This window comes from Vibrio vulnificus CMCP6 (genome assembly GCF_000039765.1).
In the GTDB taxonomy this organism is placed as follows: domain Bacteria; phylum Pseudomonadota; class Gammaproteobacteria; order Enterobacterales; family Vibrionaceae; genus Vibrio; species Vibrio vulnificus_B.
This window is the reverse complement of record NC_004459.3, coordinates 783,054-799,654: the sequence shown is the minus strand read 5'-3', so window position 1 is coordinate 799,654 and position 16,601 is coordinate 783,054. Positions and strand designations below refer to the sequence as shown.

The 16,601-nt window shown below is 40.8% G+C and carries 14 protein-coding genes; 11 read left to right on the top strand and 3 right to left on the bottom strand.

Annotation, left to right across the window (positions count from 1 at the left end; all coding sequences use genetic code 11):
• Nucleotides 1–226: 226 nt before the first annotated feature.
• From VV1_RS25065 to VV1_RS03800, 3 genes are all read right to left on the bottom strand, one after another.
• The gene (locus VV1_RS25065; protein ID WP_243742144.1) at nucleotides 227–685 is read right to left on the bottom strand and encodes a hypothetical protein; all 459 of its coding nucleotides are present in this window, start codon (nucleotides 683–685) and stop codon (nucleotides 227–229) included.
• A gap of 311 nt (nucleotides 686–996) precedes the next feature.
• Nucleotides 997–1,611 carry a hypothetical protein gene (locus VV1_RS25520; RefSeq protein ID WP_425086440.1) on the bottom strand — a complete coding sequence of 205 codons (615 nt, stop codon included), beginning with the start codon at nucleotides 1,609–1,611 and terminating at the stop codon, nucleotides 997–999.
• A 346-nt stretch (nucleotides 1,612–1,957) separates the two neighbouring features.
• Nucleotides 1,958–2,218: a hypothetical protein gene (locus VV1_RS03800; RefSeq protein WP_011078857.1), complete on the bottom strand. Its 261-nt coding sequence runs from the start codon at nucleotides 2,216–2,218 to the stop codon at nucleotides 1,958–1,960.
• 629 nt (nucleotides 2,219–2,847) lie between these two features.
• Here VV1_RS03800 and VV1_RS03795 point away from each other — a divergent pair.
• The 11 genes from VV1_RS03795 (at nucleotide 2,848) to VV1_RS03745 (ending at nucleotide 16,544) form a co-directional block, all read left to right on the top strand.
• A complete protein-coding gene (locus tag VV1_RS03795) occupies nucleotides 2,848–3,984 on the top strand; it encodes a polysaccharide export protein (RefSeq protein ID WP_011078856.1) in 1,137 nt (378 codons plus the stop codon).
• Nucleotides 3,985–4,065: 81 nt separating this feature from the next.
• A complete protein-coding gene (locus tag VV1_RS03790; protein ID WP_038964895.1) occupies nucleotides 4,066–4,425 on the top strand; it encodes a four helix bundle protein in 360 nt (119 codons plus the stop codon).
• 277 nt (nucleotides 4,426–4,702) lie between these two features.
• Nucleotides 4,703–5,143 carry a low molecular weight protein-tyrosine-phosphatase gene (locus VV1_RS03785; RefSeq protein ID WP_011078853.1) on the top strand — a complete coding sequence of 147 codons (441 nt, stop codon included), beginning with the start codon at nucleotides 4,703–4,705 and terminating at the stop codon, nucleotides 5,141–5,143.
• 210 nt (nucleotides 5,144–5,353) lie between these two features.
• On the top strand, nucleotides 5,354–7,537 hold the full coding sequence (locus VV1_RS03780; RefSeq protein ID WP_011078851.1) for a polysaccharide biosynthesis tyrosine autokinase: 2,184 nt from the start codon (nucleotides 5,354–5,356) through the stop codon (nucleotides 7,535–7,537).
• Between the two features lie 83 nt (nucleotides 7,538–7,620).
• Nucleotides 7,621–8,745 (top strand): non-hydrolyzing UDP-N-acetylglucosamine 2-epimerase, encoded by a 1,125-nt coding sequence (gene wecB, locus VV1_RS03775; RefSeq protein WP_043920918.1) that lies wholly within the window; start codon nucleotides 7,621–7,623, stop codon nucleotides 8,743–8,745.
• A 188-nt stretch (nucleotides 8,746–8,933) separates the two neighbouring features.
• The gene (gene wecC / locus VV1_RS03770; protein ID WP_011078849.1) at nucleotides 8,934–10,205 is read left to right on the top strand and encodes a UDP-N-acetyl-D-mannosamine dehydrogenase; all 1,272 of its coding nucleotides are present in this window, start codon (nucleotides 8,934–8,936) and stop codon (nucleotides 10,203–10,205) included.
• A gap of 39 nt (nucleotides 10,206–10,244) precedes the next feature.
• Nucleotides 10,245–11,393, top strand: a complete 1,149-nt coding sequence (locus tag VV1_RS03765) for a polysaccharide biosynthesis protein (RefSeq protein WP_011078848.1) — start codon at nucleotides 10,245–10,247, stop codon at nucleotides 11,391–11,393.
• Between the two features lie 65 nt (nucleotides 11,394–11,458).
• The gene (locus tag VV1_RS03760) at nucleotides 11,459–12,658 is read left to right on the top strand and encodes a hypothetical protein (RefSeq protein WP_237282471.1); all 1,200 of its coding nucleotides are present in this window, start codon (nucleotides 11,459–11,461) and stop codon (nucleotides 12,656–12,658) included.
• Nucleotides 12,612–13,736 carry a glycosyltransferase family protein gene (locus VV1_RS03755; protein ID WP_011078846.1) on the top strand — a complete coding sequence of 375 codons (1,125 nt, stop codon included), beginning with the start codon at nucleotides 12,612–12,614 and terminating at the stop codon, nucleotides 13,734–13,736. Before VV1_RS03760 ends, VV1_RS03755 begins: the two co-directional genes overlap by 47 nt.
• Entirely contained in the window at nucleotides 13,705–15,426 is a 1,722-nt protein-coding gene (locus VV1_RS03750) for a heparinase II/III family protein (RefSeq protein WP_011078845.1), read from the top strand. The genes VV1_RS03755 and VV1_RS03750 overlap by 32 nt, the downstream gene beginning before the upstream one ends.
• Entirely contained in the window at nucleotides 15,423–16,544 is a 1,122-nt protein-coding gene (locus VV1_RS03745) for a glycosyltransferase (protein ID WP_011078844.1), read from the top strand. Before VV1_RS03750 ends, VV1_RS03745 begins: the two co-directional genes overlap by 4 nt.
• Nucleotides 16,545–16,601: the final 57 nt, after the last annotated feature.

Sequence of the window (16,601 nt, the reverse complement as noted above, 5' to 3'; positions counted from 1 at the left end):
CGGTTTTAGCGCTTTATTGTTCGTGTTGCTGGTGGTGCGGATCAATTCTCTCACTCCGTCATCCTCGCGAACGCGGGGACCCATCGTATAGCGAGCGCTGTGGCTTGGTTTTAACACTTTATTGTTCGTGTTGCTGGTGGTGCGGATCAATTCTCTCACTCCGTCATCCTCGCGAACGCGGGGACCCACCGTATAGCGAGCACCGTGGCTCGGTTTTAGCACTTCATTATCCGTGTTGCTGCTGGCTTCGCTTTCGTTGTTGTCTGTTGCGGTGAGTGTATTTCCAAACGCGGCATCTGGCGCGTGTGGATGAATGGATCCCCGCATGCGCGGGAATGACAGTTGGTGGCGTGGCGGCGGTGTGCTGAGTTTTTTGTTCTTTGCCGCTGAACTTAGCTCTGCTTTTTCTTTTCTTATTTTTGTCATCCTCGCGAACGCGGGGATCCATCGGATAGCGAGCACCGTGGCTCGTTTTTGGCACTTCATTATCCGTGTTGTTGCTGGTTTCGCTTTCGTTGTTGTCTGTTGCGGTGAGTACATTTCCAAACGCGGCTTCTGGCACGTGTGGATGAATGGCTCCCTGCATACGCGGGAATGACAGTTGGGGGCGTGGCGGCAGTGTGCTGAGTTTTTTGTTCTTTGCCGCTGAACTTAGCTCTGCTTTTTCTTTTCTTGTTTTTGTCATCCTCGCGAACGCGGAGAGCTATCGTATAGCGAGCGCTGTAGCTCGGTTTTAGCGCTTTATTGTTCGTGTTGCTGGTGGTGCGGATCAGTTCTCTCACACTGTCATCCTCGCGAACGCGGGGACCCATCGTATAGCGAGCACCGTGGCTTGTTTTTCGCACTTCATTGCCTGTGTTGCTGTTGGCTTCGCTTTCGTCGTTGTCTGTTGCGGTGAGTGCATTTCCAAATGCGGCTTCTGGCACGTGTGGATGAATGGATCCCCGCATGCGCGGGAATGACCGTTGGGGGCGTGGCGGTGGTGTGCTGAGTTTTTTATTCTTTGCCGCTGAACTTAGCTCTGCTTTTTCTTTTCTTGTTTTTGTCATCCTCGCGAACGCGGAGAGCTATCGTATAGCGAGCGCTGTAGCTCGGTTTTAGCGCTTTATTGTTGCTGCTGGTTTCGCTTTCGTCGTTGTCTGTTGCGGCAAGTGCATTTCCAAACGCGGCTTCTGGCACGTGCAGATGAATGGATCCCCGCATGCGCGGGAATGACAGTTGGTGGCGTGGCGGCGGTGTGCTGAGTTTTTTGTTCTTTGCCGCTGAACTTAGCTCTGCTTTTTCTTTTCTTGTTTTTGTCATCCTCGCGAACGCGGGGACCCATCGGATAGCGAGCGCCGTGGCACGTTTTTCGCGCTTCATTGTTGTTGTTGGTTTCGCTTTCGTTGTTGTCTGTTGCGGTGAGTACATTTCCAAACGCGGCTTCTGGCACGTGTGGATGAATGGATCCCCCGTATGCACGGGAATGACGGTTGGTGGCGTGGCGGCGGTGTGCTGAGTTTTTTGTTCTTTGCCGCTGAACTTGGCTCTGCTTTTTCTTTTCTTATTTTTGTCATTCTCGCGAACGCGGGGGCCCATCGTGTAGCAAGCGCCGTGGCTTGGTTTTAGCACTTCATTATCCGTGTTGTTGGTGGTGTAACTTTAGTTATTGTCTGCTGCGGTGAGTGTTATTTCTAAACGCGGCTTCTGGCACGTGTGGATGAATGGATCCCCGCATGCGCGGGAATGACAACTAGGGGGGCGGCGGCGGTGTGCTGAGTTTTTTGTTCTTTGCCGCTGCACTTACTGCTTTTTCTTTTCTTATTTTTGTCATCCTCGCGGACGCGGGGAACCATCCGTCAGCACCCGCCATCACTAACGTTGAACACAACAATCCCAGCAACTTACGTTCACTTTCCCTAAAACAAAAAAGCCAACACTCTTTCAAGTGTTGGCTTAGAGACTAAAGCACTAAAACTTAGTTAGTACCAGTAGTACCAGTAGTACCAGTAGTGTTGTTTGAAGAAACAACAACCGCTGTTGCCGCTACTGCTGCACCTGCCGCTACTGCTGCAGTTGTTGCTGCACCCGCGCCAGCTGCACCTGCGCCTGCACCTGCTGCTGCGCCTGTAGAAGCAGTTGTACTAGTTGCTGTAGTTGCTGTTGCAGCTTCACCCGCAGCAAATGCAGTAGAAGACACACCTAGTGCAATCAACGCTGCTAATGCGATTTTTTTCATGATTATTCCTTTGTATATATACGTTTTCAAACATCGATGTCGGAACTTTAATAGCTCCGGTGTTTATTTTAGGTAGAATTTGGACGGAATGTAAACAATTAGTTGTAGCTGCAACGATGTGAATTTATGGTTTTTATCTCATTGATAGTACCGTTTGCGTAGCAAAAATCATTGTGCTCTAAGCCACAATATGGATAATAACCGCCCATAAAAAATATTAATAATGACACAATACTCAGTGGTGTCATAAAACGTCAGTACTTTGTTGCAGCAAGCCATTATTAGAGCTATTGCGCAGCAAATTGTCCCAGCGCTATGTGGTTTTGCGTGCTTACCAAAGGGCGGTAGCGTGTCAAAAAAGCCACAAATATGGGTGGAAAACCACACTTTTAACGGGTTCTTACATTTTCTTACGTTCAGTTAGCGTAGAATGTTGTGCGAAGCTGCTTAAAATCGCAGTCAGTGTGGGAGCTAGGCTATAAAGTATAGTTAAATGCGGTTAAGGAAAACGCCTTTAACTATGTTGAATACCTATGCTTTCAAAAGCGTTAGAAAGAAATGGTGTTCAATCGAACCTTTGCTCATTCAAGAGTGCTGTAAACACTCTTAATTTAGACGATTTGGCTTACATGGAACTAAAAACAAAACTTCTGCTAGCGATGCTAGCGCCTGCCTTGCTTGCCGGTTGTACTGTACCCGGCTCACATCTATCCACCGATAATAAAAACCTTGTTGAAGTGAACGATAGCAGCCAAGAAAGTAACCTTTCTGAGGTGGTTAATCTGTATCCGCTAAACGCTCAATCGGTCACGGAATACGCCAAAGCGCAGCATTTTGCTTCTCGCGCAAACCCAGAACTTGATGTGCAGATCGCACGCTATGAATACAAAGTGGGCCCTGGCGACATTCTTAACGTTACCATTTGGGATCACCCTGAACTGACGATTCCCGCAGGCTCTTACCGTAGTGCATCTGAAGCAGGTAACTGGGTGCATGCAGATGGCACCATTTTCTATCCTTACATTGGCACTGTAGAAGTGGCAGATAAAACCGTGCGTGAGATCCGCGCCGATATCGCTAAACGTCTTGCGAAATTTATTGAAAGCCCACAGGTCGATGTCAACGTTGCCGCGTTCCGCTCTAAAAAAGCTTACATTACTGGTGAAGTTGAAAATCCAGGCCAACAAGCCATCACCAATATCCCTTTAACCATTCTTGATGCGGTTAACCGTGCTGGTGGTCTAGCGGAAGATGCCGATTGGCGCAACGTGACGCTTACTCGCAACGGTGAAGAGCAAGCTATTTCTCTTTACGCGCTTATGCAGCGCGGTGATTTAACGCAAAACCGTTTATTAGAGCCGGGCGATATCATCCACGTGCCACGCAACGACAGCCAAAAAGTGTTTGTAATGGGAGAAGTGAAAGATCCCAAACTGCTTAAAATGGATCGTTCAGGCATGAGCCTGACGGAAGCACTCAGCAGTGTCGGCGGCATCAACGAGCTCTCAGCAGATGCAACTGGTGTGTTCGTTATCCGTACGTCAGACAACAAATCTGAACGCATGGCGGACATCTATCAGCTCAATATTAAAGATGCCTCTGCACTAGTGATTGGCACAGAATTCGATCTAAAACCATACGATATCGTTTATGTGACCGCCGCACCGATCTCTCGCTGGAACCGTGTAATTGGTCAGTTATTACCAACGATCAACGGCTTCAACAACCTAACTGAAGGTGCTCTACGCGTTAAAACGTGGCCGTAAGATAATTTAAAAGCGGTCCTATGGCCCTTGGGTCCTAGGGGCTAATGGATTGGATAAGTCTCGTGTAAGCAAGGATGGTTGATGAGGGTTTTGGGATTTGAGAGGCTTGAAGTATGGAAAAAGAGTTCAAGACTTTCTGTTGATATCGTCAAAGCCCTTCATCGCTGTAAAAACTATGCATTGGTTGATCAGATAACGCGAAGTTCCCTTTCCATCCCTTCCAATATTTCAGAAGGTGAGGAAAGGGAAACGGCCAAAGAATCAGCGCGATTCTTATATATTGCTAAGGGCTCTTGTGGAGAAATGATTACTCAACTCTACATCGCGATAGAGCTGGGTTACCTCAGCAAAGAGCAGGGAATGGTATTCGTTCAAGAAGCTAAACATATTTCTGTCATGCTGGCGAAGTTGATCAAAATTCGCAAAGGCACGGTACGATAACACTTGACATAATTGGTGTGGCTGTTGCTCTCCTGTTTTACAGGACCACAGGACCACAGGACCACAGGACCACAGGACCACAGGACCACAGGACCACAGGACCACAGGACCACAGGACCACAGGACCACAGGACCACAGGACCACAGGACCACAGGACCACAGGACCACAGGACCACAGGACCACAGGACCACAGGACCACAGGACCACAGGACCACAGGACCACAGGACCACAGGACCACAGGACCACAGGACCAATAATTCAATAGGCATTACTCATGTTTAACAAAATCTTAGTCGTTTGTGTCGGTAACATTTGCCGCTCTCCAACTGGTGAGCGTGTGCTACAAAAACTACTTCCGAATAAAACCGTTGCTTCTGCCGGTATTGCAGCAGAGAAAAGCCGTTTAATTGGTAAGCCAGCCGATGCAATGGCGATAGAAGTGGCAAAAGAGAATGGTGTTGATGTAGAAAACCATCAATCACAGCAACTTACCTCTGCGCTGTGTAGCCAATATGATCTGATCCTAGTCATGGAAAAAGGCCATATGGAAGCATTAACACAAATCGCCCCAGAAGCTCGCGGAAAAACTATGCTATTCGGCCAATGGATCGGGCAAAAAGATATCCCCGATCCGTACCGTCAAAGCAAAGAAGCCTTCGTGCACGCTTATCAGTTGATTGACGAAGCCGCACAAGCCTGGGCAAAGAAATTGTAATAAAAGGAAAAACTGACCTAGACGCTTGTATTCCTTTGCAATGCTTTTAGCCTTGACCACAGGACCACAGGACCACAGGACCACAGGACCACAGGACCACAGGACCACAGGACCACAGGACCACAGGACCACAGGACCACAGGACCACAGGACCACAGGACCACAGGACCGTTTTTCCAACAAACAAATCATAAATCCACCAACCCGGAAATGAACGAGACAATGACAACACCACAAAACCGATCTTCCGTTGATAACTCGTCTGACGAAATCGATTTAGGCAAGCTGCTTGGCATTCTTTTGGATGCAAAATGGATCATCCTAGTAACAACCTTCTTATTTGCGGTTGGTGGAGTCGCGGTTGCGCTACTTTCAACACCTATCTATAAAGCGGATGCTTTATTGCAAATCGAAGAAAAAAGCAAAGGTGGGATAGGCTCTTTAGTTGGTGGAGATATGGGGGAGTTATTCTCACAAGAATCTTCTGCTACAACGGAAATCGAAATCATCAAATCGCGAATGATTTTGGGTGACACGGTAGATAAGTTCAATTTGACCACAGTAGCAGAGTCAAAATACTTGCCTGTCATTGGTAAGGGGTTGGCTCGCATCGCTGGAAAGGTAAACCAAATCGAAATCAGCCGTTATGCAGTGCCAGAATACGCGCAAGAGATGAAGCATACCTTAGTGGTGCTGGATTCAGAGAAGAAAACGTATCAATTAGTACGTGGTGATGAGCAAGTGGTGCTGCAAGGTGTTGCGGGAGAGCTAGCAAAAAATGACGGTTACGAGCTGTTTGTTACGGAATTACGTTCCCACAATGAGCAAGAGTTTTCTCTATCGCAACAGAGCCGCCTAGAGGCGATTGAGTGGCTGAAAAAGAACTTAGCGATCAGTGAGCGTGGTAAGCAAACGGGCATTTTAATGCTGAGTTTTGAAGGTGAAAACCGTAAGCAAATCAGTGAAATTCTCAACCATATTAGCCAAACCTACTTCTTACAAAACGTTGAGCGAAATTCGGCGGAAGCGGAAAAAAGCTTAACTTTCTTAAAAGGCCATTTACCAGACATCAAAAACAGCCTTACAACGGCAGAAGATACACTGAATCGATTCCGTCAAGACAATGAGTCGATCGACTTAGGCTTAGAAGCCAAATCGACTCTGGATGTGATGGTTAAACTGGAAGCACAGCTAAACGAGCTGACCTTCAAAGAAAGTGAAATCAGCCAACGTTTTACCAAAGACCATCCTGCATACCGTTCTCTACTCGATAAGCGAGAAACGCTACTTAAAGAGCGCGAGCGCTTAAACCAGCAGGTGCAAAAACTGCCTAAAACACAGCGTGAAGTGCTGCGCATGACGCGTGATGTAGAAGTTAACCAACAGATCTACATTCAGTTACTGAACAAAGTCCAAGAACTCAGCATCATCAAAGCAGGTACCGTAGGTAACGTGCGTATTCTCGATGAAGCGCAAAGTTACGCAAAACCGGTCAAACCGAAGAAACCTCTGATCGTAGTGCTTGCGACTCTGTTAGGTGGCATGCTCAGTGTGGCTTTGGTTCTGGTTAAAGCCGCACTTCATCGCGGTGTAGAAACCCCAGATGAAATTGAACAGATTGGCCTTTCTGTGTATGCAAGTGTTCCTAAATCGAACCTACAGCTAGAGCTTGCCAATAAGCTTGCTCGCAAGAAGCGCAATACAGATTTGACGCTACTGGCGGAAAGTAACCCAGCCGATCTTTCCATTGAGGCGTTGCGTGGCCTTCGCACCAGCTTACACTTTGCGATGATGGAAGCAAAAAACAACGTATTGATGATCTCAGGCCCAGCGCCTGGCATTGGTAAGTCGTTTGTCTCCACCAACTTTGCTGCGGTAGCAGCAAAAACAGGGCAAAAAGTATTGCTGATTGATGCAGATATGCGCAAAGGCTACTTGCAGCAGTGCTTTGGTTTGAATTGGGAAAATGGCCTATCGGATCTGCTCAGCGGGAAAGTAACAAGAGACGTCGCAGTGCAATCTGCCAAAGTCGAGAACTTGGACATCATTACCCGCGGCCAAGTGCCACCAAACCCTTCAGAGCTGCTAATGCACCCTCGTTTTAAAGAACTCGTCGATTGGGCAAGTGAACACTACGACTTAGTTATCATTGATACACCACCAGTACTCGCAGTAACTGATCCAAGCATAGTGGGTGCAATTGCGGGCACCACATTAATGGTCGCTCGTTTTGGTCAAAACACGGTGAAAGAGATCGATGTGGCACGTAGCCGCTTTGAGCAAGCGGGCATCGAAGTAAAAGGCGTGATTCTAAACGCGATAGAGAAAAAAGCTTCTTCATCTTATGGCTACGGTTACTACAACTATAGCTATGGTGAGAGTAATAAAGCTTAAATTAACCGGGGAGAACTGCTATTCGGCTGTTATCTCCTCAGTATCTCCAGAATTTTGTATCTAAATTATTGTTGGTTAGTTATATGTCAAAGAAGAAAGTTCTCACGGTTTTTGGAACACGTCCAGAAGCAATAAAAATGGCGCCATTAGTGCATGCTTTAGCGGCGGATGAACGTTTCGAAGCAAAATGTTGTGTAACGGCTCAACACCGTGAAATGCTCGATCAAGTTTTAGAGTTGTTTGAAATTACTCCGGACTATGATCTAAACCTGATGAAAGCAGGTCAAACGCTCAATGAAGTGACGGCGCGAATTTTGTTAGAGTTAAAACCTGTTTTGCAGGAATTTAAACCCGATGTCGTACTCGTTCACGGCGACACTGCTACAACGTTTGCCGCCAGCTTAGCAGCCTATTATGAGCAAATTGCTGTTGGGCATGTTGAAGCAGGCCTGCGCACAGGCAACATCTATTCACCCTGGCCAGAGGAAGCTAACCGCAAGCTCACCGGTGCGTTAACCAAATACCATTTTGCTCCAACAGAAACCTCGCAGCAAAATTTGCTGCAAGAGAATTACTCAGAAGAGAATATTTTCGTCACTGGCAATACGGTAATTGATGCGCTGCTAATGGTGAAAGAGAAAATTGAGCAAGATGCTGATCTAAAAGCAACCTTAGCCGCACAGTTCCCTTACTTAGATGAAAACAAAAAGCTCATCTTGGTGACTGGCCATCGACGAGAAAGCTTTGGCGGTGGTTTTGAGCGTATTTGTGAAGCACTAGCCCAAACCGCAAAACAGCACCCTGAGGTGCAAATTCTCTACCCTATGCATTTAAACCCTAACGTGCGTGAACCGGTTAATCGTATTCTAGGTAGCGTGGAAAATGTGCTGCTGATTGAGCCGCAACAATACTTGCCCTTTATCTACTTAATGGACCGAGCGAACATTATTCTCACCGATTCCGGTGGTATTCAAGAAGAAGCGCCATCCCTTGGCAAGCCCGTGTTAGTGATGCGCGACACAACCGAACGCCCCGAAGCGGTTGCTGCAGGGACAGTTAAACTGGTGGGAACAGATGTGGAAAAAATCGTCTCCAACCTAAACACCTTGCTTAGCGATAGCGAAGCCTATCAAGCAATGAGCTTTGCCCATAACCCATACGGTGATGGTAAAGCGTGCCAAAGAATTCTCGATTCTCTGTGCAAGTAACTATTAAACTATCTCCTAGAACCTAGAACCTAGAACCTAGAACCTAGAACCTAGAACCTAGAACCTAGAACCTAGAACCTAGAACCTAGAACCTAGAACCTAGAACCTAGAACCTAGAACCTAGAACCTAGAACCTAGAACCTAGAACCTAGAACTAAATTTATAAAATAACATTAGGACTCACAAAAATGTCTTTTGAAACCATTTCAGTAATCGGCTTAGGCTACATTGGTTTACCTACAGCGGCGATGTTTGCATCGCGTAAAAAGAAAGTGATTGGTGTGGATGTTAACCAACACGCTGTTGATACCATTAATCAAGGTAAGATTCATATTGTAGAGCCAGATCTCGATATGATGGTGCATGCTGCAGTCAGCGGCGGCTACTTAAAAGCAACCACTACACCAGAAGCGGCCGATGCCTTTTTGATTGCCGTGCCAACACCATTTTTACCTTGTGCAGAGGGCGAAATCCCAGCACCTGATCTTTCTTACATTGAAGCAGCTAGTAAAGCGATTGCCCCTGTACTGAAAAAAGGTGACTTGGTGATTCTAGAATCGACCTCACCCGTTGGTGCAACCGAGCAAATGGCAGCTTGGCTCGCTGAAGCTCGTTCAGATCTTACCTTCCCGCAAGCCCACGGTGAAGACGCGGATGTGAACATTGCCCATTGCCCCGAGCGCGTTTTGCCTGGCCATGTAGTTCGTGAGCTAGTTGAAAACGACCGAGTAATTGGTGGTTTAACAGCTAAGTGTTCGGCGCGTGCGGTTGAACTCTATAAAACTTTTGTTCAAGGTGAATGCGTAGTAACCAACGCGCGTACCGCGGAAATGGCGAAACTTACCGAAAATAGCTCTCGCGATGTACAAATTGCCTTTGCCAATGAACTATCTATTATTTGTGACAAGCTAGACATCAACGTATGGGAGCTAATCGCTCTGGCAAACCGCCATCCTCGTGTCAACATTCTCCAGCCTGGCCCAGGTGTAGGCGGTCACTGTATTGCTGTTGACCCTTGGTTTATTGTGTCAAAAACACCAGAAGAAGCACAAATTATTCATACGGCACGCAAAGTCAATGATAGCAAACCGCAGTGGGTGATTAACAAAGTAAAATTAGCAATTGCAGACTTTTTACAAGCCAACCCAGACAAAACCGCTAAAGATGTGACTATTGCATGCTATGGTTTAGCATTTAAACCAGATATTGATGACTTACGTGAAAGTCCAGCAATGGCAATAACACAAAAAATTGCTGAAATGCATAATGGAAGAGTTATAGCAATCGAGCCAAATATAGATGTAGTACCTAAAAAATTAGAAAATGTAGAATTAACTAGTTTAGATTTTGCAAAACTTGAAGCTAGCATCCATGTGATGCTGGTTGATCATACTAACTTTAAAGTATCAGATATACCTAGCAATGGAATCGTAGTCGATACAAAGGGTGTATGGGGTTGAGATAATAGGCACTCCTCTTTTTAGGGGAGTGAAATTTAAATGAAAAAGATCATTTTGTTTGTAATTTCGCTAGGAGTGCCACAAGCCATAACGATGTTTGTTGGTTTACTAGCGATAAAGCATCTTAGTAATCAACAGTATTTAACATTTACAATCTTAACTACGTCTTGCTTGTTTTCTGCAAGTATAGTATCTGGACTTACTAATAGAATTATTATTCTTTCTAAAAGTGAAAATGATATTTTAAGCGCAATTAAGAGTCAAAAATATCTTTTATGCCTTACAGTGACTTTGGCATGTTTTGTTTTTTCTTTGAACCTGGAACAATTAATATTTGTTTATACATGTTCGTACATAATAGTTAAATATGAGTTAGAGCGCACCTTTTATCAAAAAGAATTAGATACGAAAAAATTCTTACGCTTTAGTTTAGCGAGAACTGGAATTTACATTGTTCTCGTAAATGCAGTTCTATATTTATATGAAGGTAAAGATAGTCATATTCTATGGTTGACTTCATTTTTTGCTTCTTATGCATTGGTAAATTTGTTTTCTTGTTCTGGAAATAAAGTTCTAGAAAGTTGTGTAGAGAACAAACGAGCATTCTTAAAAAACAAAAAATATTTATTGGTTTATTTCTCAATTCTTCCCGCACTGGCAAGTATACCAGTTAGCTTAGTTGGTAATCTATCAATAGATGGAGGTGAAATAAAAATATGGATGTTTGTTTTTTCAATATATACGGCTATCAATGTAATAAATACAGCGCTAAAAAAGTTCCTTTTACCATATTTTGCGCAAGGTAACACAGAGAGGAATATATTTTATTACTCGTTTCGTGTTGCTATTTTTATGATTCCCGTTATTGCAGTAACCTATTTCGTATCAACTAGATATCTAGTTAAGTATGTTGATTTGGGTTCTAGTGACGGACTAGATGTTGCCCTTGTATTGATGTTGCTATCATCTTTTATATCAACATTTTTAAGCCCATGCTCAGAAATGATCCAGGTTAAGGGGATGTACGGAAACTTAGTTATTTCAGTGTTTTTATTATTATTTGTTTTAATTTCATTATCTTTTATTCTTATACCTAAGATTGGAGTAGTTGGAATGGCTATATCATTTATAGTTGGGTATTTTTCACAAAACGCCTATATTTTTAGGTTGTATATAAGAAGTATTTAATGAATTATTTGTTAGTCATGGTCTTGTCATTCCCTGTTCTATGTTACTTATTTAGGATAGGGAATATGAAAAATAATCCAGTGGTATACTCATACTTCCTTGGTGTTTTTCTTTTTATACTGCTTGGTTCTGGTTACTCATTAGATGGAGATAATTTTTATTATCGAGGAAACTTGGAATCAGTGGAGTATATGATAATTCTTTGCTTTTTATCAGTATCTATTCTACCAATATATATGATTAACTTGTGTTATGGTTTGGCTGGAGGAGCTTATAAAGCTGAGTTGAAATTTCTTGGTAAGTTCAAGTTGCTACTTAATATTTTGTTATTAGTGCACTTGATGTTTTTCTTGAACTATATTTTATCAAAAGGACCTTACCAAATAGTAAGTCTGTTAGTACAGGGAGCTAATGCTAAAGAGATTATTGGCTTGCGCTCTGAGTTAGCTACAGGAGAAAATGCAGGGATTACATTCATTTTCTACAACTTGTCGTATTTACTTGCATCTATGACGATCTTGGCAAGTAAAAGTCGAACTAAAAAATTTTTAACACTGATATATCTATTTTTTACTGTTTCTATATTCCTGCATAAGATGCCGATAATAATTCTTTTATTCGCTGTCTTTATGACCAGAATTCTATCTAATGGAAAGGTTAATGTTAAAAAAATTATTTATCTTACGATAATATCTATAATTCTTGTCTTTGTATTCTATGTGATATACTTTCCTGGGAGGGAGTTAAGTTACTACCTGTTTGATATGCCATTATCAATTATTCATAGAATTATTGGTGTTTATTCTGAATCAGTGGCTTTGACAATTAAGCATGTAGAAAATGTTGGCTATTATTACGGTACGACTTTTATTAACCCAATGGGGCTGTTTCCTTTTGAACCAATATATTTACCGAAAATAATTCATTATGAATATATTGGTTATGATGGTTCTATGTCAGTACCTGCTGTTGGTGAAATATATGCCAATTTTGGTACGTTTGCTACAATTTTATATATAGTAACTTTGCCATTGTTAATATTTTTCTTTGAGCGTTTTTTGTTTTCTATAAAAAATAGAGATTTAAGTTTGATATTTTTAGTATATAGCTCTATTTTATCACTCCAACTTTCTCAGGCCTCACAGTTTAATAGCTATCTAAATCCGAAAAATATTTTATTATTTATCTTTGTTTTTATTTTTTTAAATGTGGTGATTCGTGGAAAAAATACTAATGTTAATAAGGACTCCTTCTCTAGCATTTGATGATAGAGTTAGGAAGGAAGCAAGAACACTTAGTAAATTTAGTAGAGTTGTAATATCAAGCTTTGAAAATAGGCACGATGACATCGATAGCGAATACGAGAGTGTTCAAGTCATTAGGCATAATTTAAAAACAAGAATGATCTTTCCTAAGGGTAATCTAGTTGCTTTTAAAATTATTGAAATGTATATGAGGTATGTTTCGAAATTTCTCGATGAAAAGCCAGACGTTTGTTGGATTCATAATTTTGAATCGATAGGAATGGTTTATATATTGAGGATTATAAAGCACTTAACTAGAGCTGACTTTAAAGTTGTTTGGGATCAACATGAGTTGCCACCAAGTTCATTTCTAAAGAGTAAATGGAAGAAAATATTTTATCGTAAGGCACTGTCATTATCAGATATGAATATAGTTGCTTGTGATGAAAGGGCTAAATATATTAATAACTGTTTGAATGATAACGTGCAATTTACAATTATTAATAATTATCCAGATGAAGTGTTTTACGAAAGAAAGGCTGGTGAAATTGATCCATCAATAGTTACTTGGTTAAACGGTGATGAGTACTTTCTTTGTCAAGGTGGTATGAGGGAGGATCGTGCATTTTTTGAGATCGTTCAGGCAGCGATCAAAGAGAAAGTTAAAGTTATATTTGTAGGGCCTATTCAAGAATCACTGAATATAAAATTAAAGAAATTTGATGGCCATAGTGACTATATTTTCATTAAACCTTCAGTTCCTCAACTTGAATTAGTAAACTACATTGATCGCTCAGTTGCTTCACTTGTTTTCTACAAAAAAGGCAATATGAACAATTGGCTATGTGCTCCAAATCGACTATACCAATCGTTAAGTAGAAATATACCAGTAATATCGGGCAATAATCCAATATTCCAAGAGTATCGAGAAGTGGGGGTTTATATATCTGATACTGATGGTAGTTGTTCGGAAAAAATTGCAAAATCAATTAATGACTTTAAAAAAATTAGACCTTCTAAATCTAGTATAATAGCCACAAAGTGGAAATCACAAGAAGAAAAACTGAATGATATATTCAATAGCAAAAAAAATCCTTAGAGTAAACAAAGAGTTTAAAAGGCGTTTTTTTGACCAGATTATGAGGAGGAAACTGTATAAATTCGAGCTCGACGTTTCAAATGTTATTCCTCCTAAAGTCGTTTTTGATGAAGGCTTGATCCTCCAGATAATTGACTCTCATGATAAAAATCAAATAATACGTACTGCTGATTATCAATTGGAAGGTAAATATTACATATATAGATATGAGATTGTGGATATTGGAGAGGAAGTATCGAAATATTTTTCATTTGATTATATTAATAAATATCTATGGGCTTCGGATATCTATTATAGGGATACTGTTCTTCGCCCAACTGAAAGTGCTGATATAAAAGTTCCTTGGGAGTTTTCTCGCTTGCATCAATTGGTTGTTTTTTCCATTGCATATTATTTAACAGGGGAAGTTAAATATAAAGAGGCAATGGTTAGGCACTTGAAGATATTTATTAATAGTAATCCACCAATGAAAGGAATTAACTGGTACTATTCTATGGAGGTATCAATTAGGTTAACAAATATGATACTAGCATTGGATATTTGTAGTGCTAGAGATAATGAACAGATTGAACTGATCGAGATTGAAAGTTATATCCGCTATTCTATTAGTCACATGATGTCTAATGTTGAGTGGCGAGGAGGTATTAGAAATAATCATTATTTTGTCGGTTTGTTCGGTTTGTTATATGCCTCACTCAGATACTCTAAAGATGATGATTATTCTTTATTGGCTAGTTTTGCAAATAAAGAAATAAATTGTGAATTGAACGTGCATATATTGGATGATGGTGGTGGGGCCGAATTGTCCACTGGGTATCATAAGCTAAATATAGAATCACTGTTATATTTTTTAAGAGTGAGAGAGGAACATAAAGAAATATTAAAATGTATTGATTTTATTAAAGTGTTGAAGTTGTTGTTCAAATACCCCATGTGCCCAATTGAGTTGAAACTTAGGTCAGATGATTCAAAAGTTGATTACTTTATACGTATTAATAAAGCGATTAAGTTTTTTAAGTCAATTGCCACATCTGATGGAGAGTTTCCTTTGATTGGAGATAACGACAGTGGGAGGATAATTAAGTTGTACCCGTTGGTAAGTGAAAATAAAATGTCCTGGTCGAATTTTAATCATTTGCTAGGTTTTGATAATATACTTAAAGTTGATGAATCGGCTGATTTTATAACGCTATCTACTTTAGATAATGAAGTTGTTAACGTTGAGTTGCAATCAATGTCATTATTATTTAATCACGTTGCTAAGGATGTTTCCTATAGGTACTTTCCATCGTTTGGTTTGTTGGTTGTTAAGGGAGATGGCTTGTTTATGACGATTAAAACATCTTGTCAAGGGAGGATTATACCAGGCCATCATCATGATGATATTTTATCTATAACGCTCAACTTGAATGGAGAATGGTTATATCAAGATAATGGTACATATAGCTACAATCAGAATAGGAAATGTTATTTAGAGAATAAGAGAAATACCAATCATAATGTTAGTTATGTAGATAAACCTGATTTCGTATTTTTTGATGATGTTTTTGGAACTTTGAATGTAAGGAGTGAAAAAAAACTATTCTTTACGCTAATTAAAAACAATTCTGGAGTGAGTTTATATTGCGCTCGAGATTTGGTTGTTGAAAATAAAAATTACTACCCTGATTATTATATGAGTTTAATATGAAGTTGGCATATGTTTTAGCGAGAAAAGACTTTTTTGAACTAGGTTGTAATGGTCGAGTAACTCACGCGAAGGGTATTGTTTCTGGGTTGTTGGGTAACGAAGTGTCTGTAGATGTTTTTTCATCTAAGTCAACTAGTAAACACATACATAGCACCACGGGTAATTTGCTTGTTATTCCATTGTGTAATTGTTTTTTTTGGTATCTACATTGTGTTTTTGAATTGTTAAAACGTAAGAATGATTATGACTTTGTTATAGTTAGATACTCAACTTCGCTAGGTTGGTTAAATTTGTTTTTGTTTACTATGATGTTTGGTAACAGGTGGGGTTTTGAGGTCAATGGTCTTGGTTATCATCAATGGTCTTCTGGTGATTCTTACAAAAAGAGATTAATTTCTAAAATTATTAAGCCTATAGAACAGTTCTTGATTTCTAGAGCTCCATTCTTAAATTGTGTCTCTGGCAAGCTTAAAAATGAATTAAGTCAGTTTAACCGCAATGTTGTCGAATTGCCAAACGCTGGCGAGTTATTACCGTATGAGAAGATTAAAACAAAGAAAAGTACTAAAAAGAAGTTGATATATTTTGGTATGTACCATCATTATTATTCACTAGTCGAAGCTGCCAAAACTATTTCGAATAACTCTAGTTTTGAGCTTCACTTACATGGTGCTGGTGAGCAAGAAGAAGAGCTTAAAAAAATATCAAAAAGTTGTGATAATGTTTTCGTTTATGGACGGTACAATTTAAATCAATTGATAGAAAATGGGGGCTTGGATGGAGATTGTTATTTGTTGCTTCCTTATAAAGAAGGTACTATCGCTGACTATGGTTCTCCGACGAAGCTATTTGAATATTTAGCGCTGGGTTTACCTATAATATCAACATCCTTCGGTCAGCCATATGATATTTTGGCTAAAAGGAAAAATATCTCTCCAGAGTCGGTTTATTTTTACAAAAACTCTATAGATGAAGTTCTTCCAATGATTTATTCTAATAATACTGAGTTAGACAAAAATGAGATAGTTACTTTTTTTTCTAATGAGCACACTTGGATTAGTCGTTGCGAACAGTATCTCATTGAAATTAAAAAACACTTGGGTAGTGATGTTAAATAAATTTTTTTTGTACTTGTATACTTTAAAGTTTCTTAAATTCAAGCAGGTATTCTATAG

Excerpts from the sequence above, each read along its gene's own strand:
- VV1_RS25065 (WP_243742144.1), bottom strand. The coding sequence starts at position 685 with ATGACAAAAACAAGAAAAGAAAAAGCAGAGCTAAGTTCAGCGGCAAAG.
- VV1_RS03800 (WP_011078857.1), bottom strand. The coding sequence starts at position 2,218 with ATGAAAAAAATCGCATTAGCAGCGTTGATTGCACTAGGTGTGTCTTCT.
- VV1_RS03795 (WP_011078856.1), top strand. The coding sequence starts at position 2,848 with ATGGAACTAAAAACAAAACTTCTGCTAGCGATGCTAGCGCCTGCCTTG.
- VV1_RS03790 (WP_038964895.1), top strand. The coding sequence starts at position 4,066 with ATGAGGGTTTTGGGATTTGAGAGGCTTGAAGTATGGAAAAAGAGTTCA.
- VV1_RS03785 (WP_011078853.1), top strand. The coding sequence starts at position 4,703 with ATGTTTAACAAAATCTTAGTCGTTTGTGTCGGTAACATTTGCCGCTCT.
- VV1_RS03780 (WP_011078851.1), top strand. The coding sequence starts at position 5,354 with ATGAACGAGACAATGACAACACCACAAAACCGATCTTCCGTTGATAAC.
- wecB (WP_043920918.1), top strand. The coding sequence starts at position 7,621 with ATGTCAAAGAAGAAAGTTCTCACGGTTTTTGGAACACGTCCAGAAGCA.
- wecC (WP_011078849.1), top strand. The coding sequence starts at position 8,934 with ATGTCTTTTGAAACCATTTCAGTAATCGGCTTAGGCTACATTGGTTTA.
- VV1_RS03765 (WP_011078848.1), top strand. The coding sequence starts at position 10,245 with ATGAAAAAGATCATTTTGTTTGTAATTTCGCTAGGAGTGCCACAAGCC.
- VV1_RS03760 (WP_237282471.1), top strand. The coding sequence starts at position 11,459 with ATGAAAAATAATCCAGTGGTATACTCATACTTCCTTGGTGTTTTTCTT.
- VV1_RS03750 (WP_011078845.1), top strand. The coding sequence starts at position 13,705 with ATGATATATTCAATAGCAAAAAAAATCCTTAGAGTAAACAAAGAGTTT.
- VV1_RS03745 (WP_011078844.1), top strand. The coding sequence starts at position 15,423 with ATGAAGTTGGCATATGTTTTAGCGAGAAAAGACTTTTTTGAACTAGGT.